Origin of the sequence: Cryobacterium cryoconiti (assembly GCF_004403065.1) — a bacterium.
GTDB lineage: Bacteria > Actinomycetota > Actinomycetes > Actinomycetales > Microbacteriaceae > Cryobacterium > Cryobacterium cryoconiti.
Map to the genome: position 1 here is coordinate 1 of NZ_SOHA01000014.1, position 15285 is coordinate 15285.

At 71.7% G+C, this 15285-nt stretch carries 14 protein-coding genes; 8 read left to right on the forward strand and 6 right to left on the reverse strand.

The genetic code is table 11. The features are described from left to right. The 4 genes from E3T49_RS05755 to E3T49_RS05770 all read left to right on the forward strand — a co-directional run. Positions 1-1888, forward strand: a 1888-nt coding sequence (locus E3T49_RS05755; RefSeq protein ID WP_134424012.1) for an aldehyde dehydrogenase family protein, incomplete at its 5' end; no start/stop codon positions are given. Between the two features lie 186 nt (positions 1889-2074). After that, positions 2075-3097 (forward strand): 3-oxoacyl-ACP synthase III, encoded by a 1023-nt coding sequence (locus E3T49_RS05760; RefSeq protein ID WP_134424013.1) that lies wholly within the window; start codon positions 2075-2077, stop codon positions 3095-3097. A gap of 89 nt (positions 3098-3186) precedes the next feature. Further along, positions 3187-5967 carry an alpha/beta fold hydrolase gene (locus E3T49_RS05765; protein WP_134424064.1) on the forward strand — a complete coding sequence of 927 codons (2781 nt, stop codon included), beginning with the start codon at positions 3187-3189 and terminating at the stop codon, positions 5965-5967. Then, positions 5964-6932, forward strand: coding sequence for an NAD-dependent epimerase/dehydratase family protein (locus tag E3T49_RS05770; RefSeq protein ID WP_134424014.1), 969 nt, complete (start codon positions 5964-5966; stop codon positions 6930-6932). Before E3T49_RS05765 ends, E3T49_RS05770 begins: the two co-directional genes overlap by 4 nt. 86 nt (positions 6933-7018) lie before the next feature. Here E3T49_RS05770 and E3T49_RS05775 read toward each other — a convergent pair whose 3' ends face one another. After that, the gene (locus tag E3T49_RS05775; RefSeq protein ID WP_134424015.1) at positions 7019-7381 is read right to left on the reverse strand and encodes a GntR family transcriptional regulator; all 363 of its coding nucleotides are present in this window, start codon (positions 7379-7381) and stop codon (positions 7019-7021) included. Positions 7382-7507: 126 nt separating this feature from the next. Between E3T49_RS05775 and E3T49_RS05780 the strand changes: the two genes are divergently transcribed. Then, the gene (locus E3T49_RS05780; protein ID WP_174722386.1) at positions 7508-8281 is read left to right on the forward strand and encodes an ABC transporter permease; all 774 of its coding nucleotides are present in this window, start codon (positions 7508-7510) and stop codon (positions 8279-8281) included. 44 nt (positions 8282-8325) lie between these two features. Here E3T49_RS05780 and E3T49_RS05785 read toward each other — a convergent pair whose 3' ends face one another. Both E3T49_RS05785 and E3T49_RS05790 read right to left on the reverse strand, forming a co-directional pair. Next, on the reverse strand, positions 8326-8820 hold the full coding sequence (locus E3T49_RS05785) for a hypothetical protein (protein ID WP_134424016.1): 495 nt from the start codon (positions 8818-8820) through the stop codon (positions 8326-8328). Between the two features lie 58 nt (positions 8821-8878). Next, complete coding sequence (locus E3T49_RS05790) at positions 8879-9316, reverse strand: Lrp/AsnC family transcriptional regulator (protein ID WP_134424017.1); 438 nt, start codon at positions 9314-9316, stop codon at positions 8879-8881. Between the two features lie 357 nt (positions 9317-9673). Here E3T49_RS05790 and ddaH point away from each other — a divergent pair, with 357 nt between their 5' ends. Next, a complete protein-coding gene (gene ddaH / locus E3T49_RS05795) occupies positions 9674-10552 on the forward strand; it encodes a dimethylargininase (protein WP_134424018.1) in 879 nt (292 codons plus the stop codon). Next, positions 10549-11796 (forward strand): ornithine--oxo-acid transaminase, encoded by a 1248-nt coding sequence (gene rocD, locus E3T49_RS05800; protein WP_134424066.1) that lies wholly within the window; start codon positions 10549-10551, stop codon positions 11794-11796. The genes ddaH and rocD overlap by 4 nt, the downstream gene beginning before the upstream one ends. Positions 11797-11886: 90 nt before the next feature. Here rocD and E3T49_RS05805 read toward each other — a convergent pair whose 3' ends face one another. After that, complete coding sequence (locus E3T49_RS05805) at positions 11887-13146, reverse strand: alpha-hydroxy acid oxidase (RefSeq protein WP_134424019.1); 1260 nt, start codon at positions 13144-13146, stop codon at positions 11887-11889. 18 nt (positions 13147-13164) lie between these two features. Further along, entirely contained in the window at positions 13165-13953 is a 789-nt protein-coding gene (locus E3T49_RS05810) for a FadR/GntR family transcriptional regulator (RefSeq protein WP_134424020.1), read from the reverse strand. Positions 13954-14093: 140 nt separating this feature from the next. Between E3T49_RS05810 and E3T49_RS05815 the strand changes: the two genes are divergently transcribed. After that, entirely contained in the window at positions 14094-14843 is a 750-nt protein-coding gene (locus tag E3T49_RS05815; RefSeq protein WP_134424021.1) for a dienelactone hydrolase family protein, read from the forward strand. A 28-nt stretch (positions 14844-14871) separates the two neighbouring features. On the opposite strand, the gene E3T49_RS05820 is transcribed toward E3T49_RS05815, so the two are convergent. After that, on the reverse strand, positions 14872-15267 hold the full coding sequence (locus E3T49_RS05820) for a sortase (protein ID WP_134424022.1): 396 nt from the start codon (positions 15265-15267) through the stop codon (positions 14872-14874). Positions 15268-15285: the final 18 nt, after the last annotated feature.

Genomic DNA, 15285 nt, shown 5'->3' on the forward strand with positions numbered 1-15285 from the left:
CGCCGGCGCCGCCTGGGGCCAGCGCACCGGCGCCGAGCGCGCCGCCGTGCTGCACCGGGCCGGGCTCGCGCTCGCCGCGAACCGCGACCGTCTGATCGAGGTGATGGCCGCCGAAACCGGCAAGACCATCGCCGAGGGTGACCCGGAGGTCAGCGAGGCGATCGACTTCGCCCACTACTACGCTGAACGCGCCCGCGACCTGGACGCCGTGCAGGGCGCGATCTTCGTGCCCGCCAGGCTGACCGTGGTCACCCCGCCGTGGAACTTCCCGGTCGCCATCTCGGCCGGCGGCGTGCTCGCCGCGCTCGCCGCCGGATCCGGCGTGATCGTCAAGCCCGCCAAGCTCGCCCAGCGCTCCGGCGCCGTCATGGTCGAGGCGCTCTGGGAGGCCGGCGTGCCACGCGACCTGCTGGTGCTGGTGGACCTCGCGGACCGCGAACTCGGCACCCGCCTGATCTCGCACCCGGCTGTCGACCGGGTCATCCTGACCGGGGCCTACGAGACCGCGCAGCTGTTCCGCAGCTTCCGCGAAGACCTGCCCCTGCTGGCTGAGACGAGCGGCAAGAACGCCATCATCGTCACCCCCTCCGCCGACCTCGACCTCGCCGCCGCCGACGTCATCAAGAGCGCGTTCGGGCACGCCGGGCAGAAGTGCTCCGCCGCGAGCCTGGTCATCCTGGTCGGATCGGTCGCCCGGTCGGAGCGTTTCCTGAGTCAGCTGACGGATGCCGCGACCTCCCTCCGCGTCGGACGGCCCGCCGACCCGGTCACCCAGATGGGTCCGCTGATCGAACCGGCCGAGGGCAAACTGTTGCACGCCCTCACCACGCTCGGCGTCGGCGAGCGGTGGCTGGTCGAGCCCGAACAGCTCGATGAGTCCGGCGCCCTGTGGTCGCCGGGCATCCGCACCGGGGTTCTGCCCGGCTCCTACTTCCACCTGACCGAGTTCTTCGGCCCGGTGCTCGGAGTGATGCACGCGCGCAACCTGGCCGAGGCCATCCGGTTCCAGAACGCGGTCGACTACGGCCTGACCTCGGGGCTGCACTCGCTCGACCCGGCGGAGCTGGCCGAGTGGCTGGAGACCATCGAGGCCGGCAACCTCTACGTGAACCGCGGCATCACGGGCGCGATCGTGCAGCGGCAGCCCTTCGGCGGCTGGAAGCGGTCGGCCGTGGGCCCGGGCACCAAAGCCGGCGGTCCGAACTACCTGTACGGGTTCGGCAGCTGGGTGAGCGATCCCGGCCGCAACAGCTCGACACTGCACCTTCGGGGTCTCGACCAGAGCGTCACCGACCTGATCGAAGCAGCCCAGACCGTGCTCGACTACGCCGACTTCGACGTGCTGCGCCGGTCGGCGCTCAGCGACGCGCTGGCCTGGCGCGACGAGTTCGGCGCCGTGAAGGACGCCTCGGACCTCGGGCTCGAACGCAACCTGTTCCGCTACCGCCCCCTGCCCGTCACCGTGCGCCTCTGCGAGGACGGCACGCTGTCCGACCTGCTGCGGGTGATCGCCGCGGCCACCGTGTCGACGGCGCGGTTCGAGGTGTCCAGCGCGATCCCGGTGCCGCCGATGGTGCGCAACGTACTCGCCGAGCGCGAGATCACGGTCACGGTGGAGAACGACGCCGAATGGCTGGAGCGGGCGGCGGCCGGTGGCATCCGCACCAGTCGGGTGCGACTGATCGGCGGGGACCGTCTGCACGGAGCCCAGGCGGCGGCGTCCAGCCTGGCCCGCGCCCTCGGCGGCAGCCCGGATGTGGCCGTCTACGCGCACCCCGTCACCCAGGCCGGCCGGGTCGAGCTGCTTCCGTTCCTGCGTGAGCAGGCGATCTCGATCACGGCGCACCGCTTCGGCAACCCGAGCACCCTCTCCGAGGGGATCATCTAGCGGCGATCATCCGCCCCGGGTCTCCGCCCGCACGGCGGCGGCGGCCCGGAAGGCTAAAATGAGTCCTTGGCGGTCGCAGTCTGCGGTCGGCCGTGCCCAGCAGGAGTACGGACAACAGTCAGGCTTCAGGTGCAGGATGGCCGGGGCCGTGGTTGCCACTGCTGCAATTCGACAGGGGAACCACAGTTGGACGGTAACGCAACGACGACGCACCGGAACGTCGTTCTGCTCTCGGTGGCGAGCGAGCTCGCCCCGCAGATCACCACGTCGGTGGACATCGACCGTCGCTTGCAACCGGCCCTGAAACGACTCAAACTGCCGAGCGGGCTGCTCCAGCGGGTGGCCGGCGTGCACGAGCGGCGCAACTGGGCTCCCGGCCAGGCCTTCGACGACGCGGCCGTCACGGCCGGCAAGCGCGCCCTGGCCGCGGCCGGCATCGAACCGGGCCAGGTCGGCCTGATGATCAACACCTCGGTGACCCGCAAGCATCTCGAACCCTCCGTCGCCGTGCGCATCCACCACGGTCTCGGACTGCCCTCCTCGGCCACGAACTTCGACATCGCGAACGCCTGCCTCGGCTTCGTCAACGGCATGACCCTGGCTGCCCAGCTGATCGACTCCGGCCAAATCGACTACGCGGTGATCATCGACGGCGAAGACGCCGACGAGATCCAGACCAACACCATCGAACGGCTCGGCCGGCCGGACATCAGCCGCAAGGATTTCATGAGCGAGTTCGCGAGCCTGACGCTCGGCTCCGGGGCGGCCGCGGCCGTGCTCGGGCGGGCCGACCGGCATCCGGAGGGCCACCGCATCCTCGGCGGCGTCACCCGGGCCGCGACCCAGTTCAACGGACTCTGCGTCGGCAGCGTCGACGGCATGTTCACCGACGCGAAGGCACTGCTGAAGGGCGGCATGGAGCTCGTCGTCTCGGCCTGGACCGAGGCCAAGCGCGACTGGAACTGGTCGGGCATGGACCGCTACATCCTGCACCAGGTGTCTGATGTGCACACCAACGCCATCGTGAAGGCGACCGGGCTGGACCGCAGCCGGGTGCCGCTCACCTACCCTTTGTTCGGCAATGTGGGTCCCGCGTCGATCCCGATCACCCTCGCCGGGGAAGCCGGCACCCTCAAGCGCGGCGACCGCGTGCTCCTGATGGGCGTCGGCAGCGGCCTCAACACGGCCATGATGGAACTCGCCTGGTGAACCTCGGCCCTGCCCCCGTGTCCTACCGCCTCCCGCGTGCCGCCGCGACGCCGGCGCCCGCGACCCTGCCGCCTGCCGGGCTGCCGGGGATGGACGCCGCGTTCTCCCGGCTGGTGCCGGTCGTGTCGGGGGCGTCCGGGCATCCGGTCACCCGCACCTGGCACCTGCTCGACAACGGCGACCGCCTCGCCGAACTGGGCGTCACCCCCGTGGGCACGGTGCTCTGCGTGCACGGCAACCCGACCTGGTCCTACCTGTGGCGCGAGTTCGTGACGGCGGCGACGGATGCGGCCGCCAACGGCGGCGAGGCCTGGCGCGTGATCGCCGTCGACCAGCTCGAAATGGGCTATTCCGAACGATCGGGTGCCCGGCGCCCGCTTGCCATGCGCGTGCGGGACCTCGGTGAACTGACCGACACGCTGGGACTCTCCGGCCCGGTGGTCACCTTCGGGCACGACTGGGGCGGCTCGATCTCGCTCGGCTGGGCGCTCGACCACCCGGAACTGCTCGCCGGGGTCATGCTGCTGAACACGGCCGTGCACCAGCCGGAGGACGCTCCCGTGCCGGCCCCGCTGCGGCTGGCCCTGCGGAGCAGCGTGCTCGGGCGTGGAACCGTGGCCACGCCGGCGTTCCTGGAGACGACGCTGGCGCTCGCGCACCCGCCGCTGCCGACCGCGGTCAAGCAGGCCTATCGCGCGCCGTACCGCGGCGCGGCCCGGCGCGGCGGCATCGGCGCGTTCGTGGCGGACATCCCGGTGCCGGACGCACATGAGAGCGCGGCCGAACTGGCCCGGATCTCCGGCGGCATCCGTGACCTCGTCGTGCCGGCCCTGATGCTCTGGGGCCCCACCGATCCGATCTTCAGCGACCGCTACCTCGACGACCTTCTGGACCGGCTGCCGCACGCCGACGTGCACCGCTTCGAGGGTGCCGGGCACCTCGTGATGGAGGACGTCGACTACGCCGCGGCCGCGCTCACCTGGCTCGGCGACCGTGGGCTGCCCGCAGACGCCTCCGCCGGTGGGGTTCCCGTTCCGGTCGAGAGTGCCCGTTCCGCCGGGCACTCTCGACCGGAACGGGCACACTCGGGCGCGCGGGGCGAGGGCGAGGGCGAGGGTGAGGGCGAGGGCGGCTGGGCGGCCGCCGGGCAGTATCCGCTCTGGCACTACCTCGACGAACTGCAGAACAGCGACGAGACCGCGCTGATCGACATGGCCCCGCCTGGTGGCGGCGCGCCCCGCGTCGTCAGCTGGCGGCTGCTCTCCCGGCGCGTGAGGCAGCTCGCCTGCGGCCTCGACCGCCTCGGTGTGCGCAAGGGCGACCGTGTCTCGCTGCTGATCCCGCCCGGAGCCGATTTGACCGCGGTGCTCTACGCCTGCGTGAGGATCGGCGCGATCGTGGTGGTGGCGGATGCCGGCCTCGGCCTGCGCGGGCTGACCCGCGCCGTGCGCGGCGCCCGCCCCGACCATGTGATCGGCGCCGCCCCCGGGCTGCTCGCCGCCCGGGCCCTCGACTGGCCCGGCCAGAAGATCTCCGTGGCGCGGTTTCCCCGCGCCGCGATGCGCGCCCTCGACATCTCCGCCACCCTCGCCGAGCTGATCGCGCTCGGCGTGGACGAGGAACTGCCGCCGCCGCCGGAACCCGGTGACACGGCCGCCGTGCTGTTCACGTCCGGCTCGACCGGTCCGGCCAAGGGCGTCGTCTACACGCACGGCCAGCTCGCCGCGGTCAGCCACGCGCTGTACGCGCAGTACGGCGTGGGCCGTGGCACCGGCCTGGTGGCCGGTTTCGCCCCGTTCGCCCTGCTCGGGCCGGCACTCGGCGCCCGTTCGGTGACCCCCGACATGGACGTGACGAAGCCGAAGACGCTGACCGCCGCATCCGTGGCCGCCGCGGTGGCCGCCATCGACGCGACCGTGGTGTTCCTGTCGCCCGCCGCGCTGGCGAACGTCGTCACCACCGCCGACAGCCTCACCGCCGCCGACCACGCCAGTCTTGCGGGCGTGGAGTGCTTCCTCTCGGCCGGCGCCCCGGTCTCCGAGCCACTGCTCGCCGCGGCGGCCCGGCTGATGCCGGCGGCCTCCGCACACACGCCCTACGGCATGACCGAGGGGCTGCTGATGGCCGACATCACCCTCGACGGCATCCGCGAGGCGCTGGCCACGCGCCCACTGACTGACCCGACGTCGGCATTGTCGTCGGTTGGGTCGGCTGTCGCGTCGTCGACCCCGACGGATGTCCCGGCCGGCCCCGGCGGGGTCTGCGTCGGCCGCGCGACGGCGACCACGCGCATCCGCACGAGCGCCCTCGACGCCCGGGGCCGTGCCACCGGCGAACTGTCCGAGGTTGCCGGCGTCACCGGCGAGATCGTGGTCTCCGCGCCCCACGTCGAAGACCACTACGACCGCCTGTGGCTGACCGACCGGGCCGCCCGCCGCGGCGCCGTGCCCGGCGAACGCTGGCACCGCACGGGCGACGTCGGACACCTCGACACGGCCGGACGACTCTGGGTGGAGGGCCGCCTGCCGCACGTGATCACGACCGCGGCCGGCGTGCTCACCCCGGTCGGCCCCGAGCAGCGCGTCGAGTCCGTCGCCGCGGTGGCCCGGGCCGCCGTGGTCGGGATCGGCCCGGCCGGCACCCAGCAGGTGGTGGTCGTGGTCGAGACCGTCACGCCGGCCCGCCGGGTCGCGCTGGCCGACCCCGAGCTGGCCGCCGCCGTGCGCGCCGCCGCGGGTCTTCCGCTGGCCGCGGTTCTGGTCGTGCCGCACCTGCCCACGGACATCCGTCACAACTCGAAGATCGACCGCACCCGGCTGGGCCGCTGGGCCGGCGGCATCCTCTCCGGTGCCCGGATGACTCGCCCGTGAGGGTGCTCGTCACCGGGGCCAGCGGCTTCCTCGGCCGGGCCGTCGCGGCCGAGATCGCGGCCGCCGGGCACGAGGTGCGCACGTTCCAGCGCCGCCCGTCGGGCGTGCCCGGCGTCACCGACCTGCTCGGCTCGGTCACCGTGCCGGCCGAGGCCCGGCTCGCCGTCGCCGGCATGGACGCGGTCGTGCACCTGGCCGCCAAGGTGTCCCTCGCGGGCAGTCCGGCCGATTTCGTCGCCGTGAACGTGGGCGGCACCCGCTCCCTGCTGGCCGAGGCCACGGATGCCGGAGCCTCCCGTTTCGTGTTCGTGTCCTCGCCCTCGGTGGCCCACGCCGGGGCATCCATTGTCGGCAGCGACGCCGACCCGGCCGACCCGGCCCGCGCTCGCGGGCCCTACGCCCGCACCAAGGCCGAGGCCGAACTGCTCGCTCTCGCCGCGGACTCGGCGCGCCTGCGCGTGGTCGCCGTGCGCCCGCACCTGGTCTGGGGCCCCGGCGACACCCAGCTCGTGGCCCGGATCGTGGAGCGCGCCCGCGCCGGGCGCCTGCCGCTGCTCGGTCACGGCGCCGCCCTGATCGACACCACCTACATCGACAACGCCGCCTCGGCGATCGCCGCCGCCCTCGAGCAGGCCGACGCCGTGCACGGCAACTCCTACGTGATCACGAACGGCGAGCCGCGGCCGGTCGCCGAGCTGCTCGCGGGGATGTGCCGGGCCGCGGGCGTGCCGGCTCCGGCCTGGCGGGTGCCGGCCGGCGTCGCCCGCGGTGCGGGGGCGCTGATCGAGGCGGCCTGGGCCGTCCGCCCGGGCGTCGACGAGCCGCCGATGACCCGGTTCCTGGCCGAGCAGCTCTCGACCGCGCACTGGTTCGACCAGCGCCGCACCCGGACCGAGCTCCGCTGGACCCCCGCGGTGAGCCTCGATGAGGGCTTCCGCCGCCTGGCCGCGTCGTACGACCGCTAGCCGACTCTCGCCGTCTCTGCCGAGAATCGCCTTTCTGCGGGCGAGTCTCGGTGCAAACAGCGACTCTCGCCAGGGGGAACCGCTTCCTACGAACGGATGCCCAGGGCCGTCCGCACGATCACCAGCGCTTCATCCGTGGCCAGCCCGAGTGAGCGCACCCGCTCGGCGTAGGCGACCGCGGCCAGCTGCGCCTGCCGGTGTGTGGCGTCCCCGGTCGCGGCGATGAAGGAGCCGAGGCGTCCGCGGGTCTCGATCACCTCGTCCGTTTCCAGCTCCCGGTAGGCGCGCGCGACCGTGTTCGGCGCCAGGCCGAGGTCCTCGGCGAGCCGGCGCACGGTGGGCAGCTTGTCGCCCGGCGCCAGCGTGCCGGCGCGCACCCCCTCGATCACCTGCACCCGCAGTTGCTCGTAGGGCGGGGTGGGGGAGTGCTGGTCGATGACGAGTTGCATGCCGGACATCCTTTGTGTGCGTTACGTACCAAGCTAGCCGTGATTCACCCGCTCTCGCAGTCGGAAGGGCAGTGCCGAACAGCGGTGCGGGGCCGAACGGATGCGGCGGCTCGCTAGGCTCGATACGTGACCTGGCTCCGCGACCTCCCTGCCCAGCTGGCCGGGCTGGCGCCGACCCTGCTGGGCGTCGTGCTGCTCATCGCGATCGTCACGCTGGTGTTGCGGACGTACCGGGTGCCGCATCCGTTCGCTCCGGCGCTCGCCGTGCTGCGCGGAGCCCTGCAGCTCGCCGCGATCAGCCTGATCCTCAGCGGCATCATCTCCGACCCGTTCTGGGTCGGCGTGGGCCTCGTGGTCATGTTCACCGCGGCGGTCGGCACCGTCACCCGCCGGATCGGCGCTACCCGCCGCCACGCAGCCTGGGTGGCCGCCGCGATGGGACTCGGGGTCCTGGTCACCCTCCTCGTGGTCTTCGGCACCGGAGCGCTCGAGTTCACGCCGCGCTACGTGTTGTCGTTCGGCGGCATCATCATCGGCAACGCCATGTCGATCGCCACGCTCTCCGGCCGACGCTTCACCGAGGGCGTCACCGAGCACTGGGAGGAGGTCGAGGGCTGGCTGGCCCTCGGCGCCACCCCGCGCCAGGCCACCCGGGAGCTCGCCCGCCGAGCGGTGTACTTCGCCCTGATCCCCTCCACCGACCAGACGAAGACCACCGGGCTGGTCACGCTGCCGGGGGCCTTCGTGGGCGCCATCTTCGGCGGGGCGTCGCCGCTCGAGGCCGGCCGGTTCCAGATCGTGGTGCTGGCCGGCATCCTCTGCGCCGGATCGATCGCCGCGGTGACCCTGATCCATCTGCTCGCCCCGGTGACTCGTCGCCCGGTCCCTGTCCCCGGCTAGCGCCCCGTGCCCCGCGCTCGGCGGGTTTCGGCGGCCCAGTGCCGCTAGTGCAGCACCAGGAACTTCGCGAGGATCAGCACCGCGGCGAGCAGCACTGTTCCGCCCGCGACGACGAGGAGCGGCCAGCCACGGATGCCGCGGAGCCGCAACCCGCCGACCGCCACCAGAGCCAGCAGCACGGTGGCCGTGATCACGCCGATCAGTGTCGCGGTGCCGGTGTCGAAGCCGAGGGCCAGCAGGGCCAGCACGGTCAGCAGCGGCACGAACGCCGCGGAGATCATCGGGGCGCTGACGCGGAGGTGGTGGCGCACGTGCGTCCAGCCGACCTTCTCGTCGCCGATCGAGTAGGCGAAGACGTGGGTGGCGTAGTAAACGAGGTTGGTGATCATGACGACGAGGATGATGGTCCAGGCGGAGCTGTTCCCGAGCCCGATCAGGGTGCTCGCGGCCACCAGCAGGCCGTACGCGCCCGCGCTGATGCGCTCGGCGCCGGCTGCGCCGATCCTGCTCGGAACCTGACTGCTTCTGCGGGAGACCATCCCCACAGTGTTGCGGAGGTCCGGGCCGAGCGAAAGGGCCGGGCTGAGCGGCCCGCGGTTACTCGGCCGTGCGGTGGATCAGCCGGGAGAGCACGATCGCGCTGCGGGTGTGGTCCACGTTGGGGGCCAGACGCACCTTCTCCAGCGCCGCCTCGAGGCCGGGGATGTCCCGCGCCCGGATATGCACGATGGCGTCCGCACTGCCCGTGACCGTTCCGGCGTCCACGACCTCCGGCACCCCGGAGAGGATGCGGAGCAGTTCCTCCGGCGCCACGGTTCCGCGGCAGAAGAGTTCGACGTAGGCCTCGGTGCTCATTCCGTCGATGGCCGGGTCCACCTGGATGGTGAAACCACGGATGACGCGGTCCGCCACGAGCCGGTCCACGCGGCGTTTCACGGCGGACGCCGACAGCCCCACCACCGAGCCGATATCGCCGTAGCCCGCCCGGGCATTCTGGCGGAGCAGGTCGAGAATGCCACGGTCGAGGTTGTCCATGCCGAGAGTCTAAGGGGCGTCGTTGCGCTGATGCGCGTGTCGACGCAGAAAAACAGCGCCCGATAGCGCGAATCACTGGATAGCTGCGCGGTGGTCAGCCAGGGGCAGGCCGGCGCTGGGCATCCGTCACCGTCTCTCACGGCGGAAAACTGCGCGCACGGCCGAAATCGCGCATGTTTTCGGCGCAAATTAGCGTGCACCTCCGATTCATGCTGTGTGAAACTAAGAATGGCGTCTCTGTCGGAGCTGTTTTCCCGTCTGGCAGAGCTCTCGTGAGTGACCTGGTCCGCCATCCACCCCGCACGCCGAGCACGCCGGTCTCGCCCGACACGGGCGGCCGGCCGCCGAAGGAGTCCCATGTCGACCAATCTCACCGCCCCCAACCCGAATGAGCTCGTCTCGCCGGAACGGCCCGAGCGCACACCCGTCAAGCGCACCGTGCTGATGTGCAAGCCCGACTACTTCACCGTGGTGTACCGCATCAACCCCTGGATGGACCCGGCCATCCCCACCGACACCGCACTCGCCGTCGCCCAGTGGCAGACCCTCCACGACACCTACGTCGGCCTCGGCTTCGACGTTCACCTGATCGACCCGGTCGAGGGCCTGCCGGACATGGTCTACGCGGCCAACGGCGGCTTCGTGATCGACAACATCGCCTACGGCGCCGCCTTCACCTACGCCGAACGCCAGCCGGAAGGGCCGGCCTATATGGACTGGTTCGGCGCCCACGACTTCGACGTGCGCGTGCCCGTCGAGATCAACGAGGGCGAGGGCGACTTCCTGCTCGTCGGCGATGTGATCCTCGCGGGCACCGGGTTCCGTAGCGCCTCGCACAGTCACGAAGAGGTGGCGGCGATCTACGGTCGCACGGTGATCACGCTCAACCTGATCAACCCGAGCTTCTACCACCTCGACACGGCCATCGCCGTGCTCGACGGTTCGCCCGACACCGGCAACGGCGAGATCGCCTACCTGCCGAGCGCGTTCGACGAGCCCAGCCTGGCCATCCTGCGGGAGCGCTTCCCGGATGCCATCATCGTCACCGAGGAGGACGCGGCCATCCTCGGCCTCAACTCCTACTCCGACGGTTTCAACGTGGTCATCGCCGCGCGGGCCAAGGACTTCGAGCGCCAGCTGCGCTCACGCGGCTTCAACCCGATCGGGGTCGACCTGTCCGAGCTGCTGCTCGGTGGAGGAGGAGTGAAATGCTGCACGCTGGAGCTGCGCCGATGACCGACCAGACGACGACGCCGAGTGCGACGACGCTCGGCCAGGCCGGGTACATCGCACTGGAAGACGAGCACGCCGCCCACAACTACCATCCGCTGCCTGTGGTCGTCGCGTCCGGCGACGGCGCCTGGGTGACGGATGTCGACGGCCGCCGCTACCTGGACTGCCTGGCCGCGTACTCCGCGGTCAACTTCGGGCACTCGAATCCGCTCCTGCTGGACGCCGCCCGCGAGCAGCTGGGCCGCATCACGCTCACCAGCCGTGCGTTCCACAACGACCAGCTCGGCCCGTTCGTGACCGCGCTCGCCGAGCTCGCCGGCAAGGACATGGTCCTGCCGATGAACACGGGCGCCGAGGCGGTCGAGTCCGGCATCAAGGTGGCCCGCGCCTGGGGCTATCGGGTCAAGGGCGTCGCCGCGGGGATGGCCAACATCATCGTGGCCGGGGAGAACTTCCACGGCCGCACCACCACGATCATCAGTTTCTCCGACGACGAGTCGGCCCGGAAGGACTTCGGTCCGTTCACCCCGGGGTTCCGCACGGTTCCCTATGGGGACGCAGCGGCCCTCGAGGCGGCGATCGACGAGAACACGGTGGCCGTGCTGCTCGAGCCGATCCAGGGCGAGGCCGGCATCGTCGTGCCGCCGGCGGACTACCTGCCGGCCGTGCGCGAGATCACGACCCGGCACAATGTGCTCTTCATCGCCGACGAGATCCAGTCCGGCCTCGGCCGAACGGGGGCGACCTTCGCCTGCGACCTGGTGGGCGTCGTTCCCGACCTCTACCTGCTCGGCAAGGCTCTCGGCGGCGGCATCGTGCCGGTCTCCGCGGTCGTGGGCAACCGGGACGTGCTGGGTGTGCTCCGCCCGGGGGAGCACGGCTCGACCTTCGGCGGCAACCCGCTGGCGGCGGCCGTCGGCCTCGCCGTGGTGAAGCTGCTGGCCACCGGCGAGCAGCAGGAGCGCGCGCGCGTGCTCGGCGCCCGCCTGCACGACGGGCTGACCGGGTTGATCGGCCGGGGTGTTCTGGCCGTGCGCGGCGCCGGTCTGTGGGCCGGCATCGACATCGACCCGAAGCTGGCCTCCGGCCGGGCGGTCTGCGAGGCTCTCCTGGTGCGCGGCGTGCTCGCGAAGGACACCCACGGGTCCACCGTCCGCCTGGCTCCGCCGATCGTGGTCTCCGAGGCCGACCTGGACTGGGCGGTGGAGCAGCTCGCTGCCGTGCTCGCGGAGCTCGCCGCGGCGTAGCCGCGCCGCCCAGACGTCCCGTTTGTGCCGAGTTGACCCGCTAGAACGGGTCAGCTCGGCACAAACGGCGACGCTCGGCCGGTCAGGCCGCTACACGCTGACGGATGCCGCCACGGGCTGCGAGATGCGGCCGAGGCGTGCGAGCTGCGTGACGTGCCCGGGCTCGAGCTCCTCGAGGCTCGTCACACCGAGCAGCCGCATCGTGCGGGACACCTGCTCGGAGAGGATCTGGACGGCCCGGTCGACGCCGGCCTCGCCGCCGGCCATCAAGCCGTAGAGGTAGGCGCGGCCGATCAGGGTGAAGCGGGCGCCGAGGGCGACGGATGCGACGATGTCGGCACCGCTCATGATGCCCGTGTCCAGGTGCACCTCGTATTCGCTGCCCACCTCGCGCACGACCTGCGGCAGCAGGTGGAACGGGATCGGGGCGCGGTCCAGCTGTCGACCGCCGTGGTTGGAGAGGATGATGCCGTCCACGCCGAGGTCGGCGAGCGTCTGCGCATCCGCCAGGCTCTGCACGCCCTTGACGACGATCTTGCCGGGCCACTGAGCTTTGATCCAGGCCAGGTCCTCGAACGTGACGGTGGGGTCGAACATGGTGTCGATCAGGTCGGCGACCGTGCCGCTCGAGCGGTCGAGGCTGGCGAAGGCGAGCGGCTCGGTGGTGAGGAAGTTGATCCACCACTCCGGCCGCGGCAGCGCGTTGATGACCGTTCCGATGGTCAGGGCCGGCGGGATCGAGAAACCGTTGCGCCTGTCGCGCAGGCGCGCACCGGCGACCGGCACGTCCACGGTCACCAGCAGGGTGTCGTAGCCGGCTTTCGCGGCCCGGTCGACCAGCGCCATCGACCGGTCGCGGTCCTTCCACATGTACAGCTGGAACCAGTTGCGCCCGTGCGGGTTCGCGGCCTTGACGTCCTCGATCGACGTGGTGCCCATGGTCGACAAGGAGAAGGGGATACCGGCCCGGGCGGCCACGTGGGCGCCCGCGATCTCGCCCTCGGTCTGCATCATCCGGGTGAAGCCGGTCGGGGCGATGCCGAAGGGCTGCGCCACGGGGGCTCCGAGCACGTCCCAGCCGGTCGAGACGGTCGACACGTCCCGCAGGATCGACGGGTTGAACTCGATGTCCTCGAAGGCCTGGCGGGCGCGGCCCAGCGAGAGCTCGGCTTCGGCGGCACCGTCGGTGTAGTCGAACGCGGCCTTGGGGGTGCGCTTCTTGGCGATGTCCCGCAGGTCGTAGATCGTGTGCGCGCTCTCGAGGCGGCGCTTCTTCGCATTCAACTCGGGGGTCTTGAACCGCATCAGCGGGGCGAGGTCTGCGATCTTCGGGATGCGGCGTTGAACCATTGGGATGTGTCCGTTCTTCTATCGGGCCACCGGATACCCGGAGGCATCCGCGGTGCGGGCGGGACGGTGGTGGGCCTGGTGGGTTTCGGCGTAGTAGCCGGCGATGTGGTCGTGCACGAGGCTCCGAGCCGCCGGAGCGTCGCCGGCCTCGATCGCGGCGACGATCGCGCGGTGTTCGGCCCGGAGCCGGGTCGAGGTGTCGGCCCAGGAGGCGAGGCTCGTCGCACCGGCCCGGGCGTAGCCCTCGATGGCGCTGCGGAGCCCGGCCATCGTGGCGGTGACAACCTGGTTGCCGGAGGCCTCCGCCAGGGCCAGGTGGAATTCGGCGTCGAGGGCCAGGAACTCCGCCTCGGTGAGCGCGGGCGAGTCCATCGCGCCCAGCAGCTGTACCGGTGCCCGGAGATTCGGTCGCAGCGACGCGCTGGCCACCATGGTCGAGTCGGCCCGAGCGGATGCCTCGGCCAGCTCGGTCACGACCGACGCCTCGAGCACGAGCCGGGTCTTGACCACGTCAGCGACGGGGAACCCGCGAGCCGCCACCTGCAGGCGCATCAGCGCCGACATGCCGCCGCCGGGCAGGGCCACGATGATCGCGCCCGCGCCGGGTCCCGACCCGGCGGAGGTACGCAGCAGCCCGAGCACCTCGAGCACCCGGATGGCCTCTCGCACGCTGGAGCGTCCGACGCCCAGCTCCACGGCGAGGGCCCGTTCGGGCGGGAGGCGGTCGCCGGGCCGGAGTCGACCGCTGAGCAGGTCCAGCTCGATGCTCTGCAGCACGGTTTCCCAGGCGCGGGGCGGAGCGCTCACGGTTCCTCCTCGACATTGGGGGGGCGGTGTGGTGGGATGTGGTCTGACCACATGCTAGCGGTGTCGGCGCCTCGCCGGGGATAAAGTTGTGATTCAGCCTGAGAGGCCACCCCTGAGAGGCCACCCCTGAGAGGCCACCCATGACCGGCAGCACCGCTCCGCACCTGATCGACCTGCTCCTGCCGCCTGCGCCGGGCGGCAGCGCCGGGCTCAGGGCGGTACTGGGCCGGCCGGCCGGTCCCGGTCCCTGGCCGGCCGTCGTGCTGGTGCACGAGGCCTTCGGCCTGAACGATGTGATGCGGCGCCAGGTCGAACGGATGGCCGCAGCCGGCTACCTCGCTTTGATGCCCGACCTCTTCACCGAGGGCGGGGCGCGAAAGTGCCTGATGCAGACTTTTCGCGAGCTCCAGACCGGCGCGGGCCGGGCCTTCACCGACATCGAGTCCGCCCGGCAATTCCTGATCAACCGGGACGACTGCACCGGCGCTGCCGGGGTGCTCGGGTTCTGCATGGGTGGGGGGTTCGCCCTGGTCGCCGCCACGCGTGGGTTCGACGCGGCATCCGTCAATTACGGCCGGCTGCCGAAACAGCTCGACGACGCGCTCACCGGAGCGTGCCCGATCGTGGCCAGCTTCGGCGCCACCGACAAGTCCCTCCGGGGCGCCGCCGCCACGCTCGAGGCGTCGGCGACCCGGCTGGGCATCCCGCACGACGTCGTGGAGTACCCCGGTGCCGGGCACGCCTTCCTCAACGATGCCGAAAGCGGCCCGGTGGCCCTGCGATTCCTGCTCAAGCGCGTTCTGGGGGCCGGGCCTGATCCCGTCGCCGCGGCCGACGCCTGGCGGCGGATCGAGGCCTTCTTCGGCGAGCACCTGACGCCCGGGCGCTAGCTCTCGAGCGTCAGGTGCGCCCGGCGGGTCAGACGAAGAGCAGCACGATGCCGAGCACGCCGGATGCGGCGCCGATGCCGAGCAGGATCAGCCCGGTCACGCGCAGGGCCCGGCCCTCCGCCTCGGGGGTGTGGGTGCGGCACCGCGAGGGGGTGCGAAGGTTGAACCAGACCAGCACGTCCTCTCCCGGAGCGAGCCGGTGTGTCTCGTGGGTGGTGGCAGGGCATTCGTGCACGTCGCCGTCACGGTCGAACCAACGGATGACCGTACCCGCCGGCGAGGAGGCGATGACGCCGTCCGTCAGCATCCAGCGGCCCTTCACGCCGCGCACGACCAGGCCGGCTGCGAAGAGGACTCCGCCGACGACGAGTCCGACCAGGGTCAGGACCTCGCTGAGGAGGGAGACTAGCGATAGAGCGTCCATGCCGGCCCTTTCTCCAGA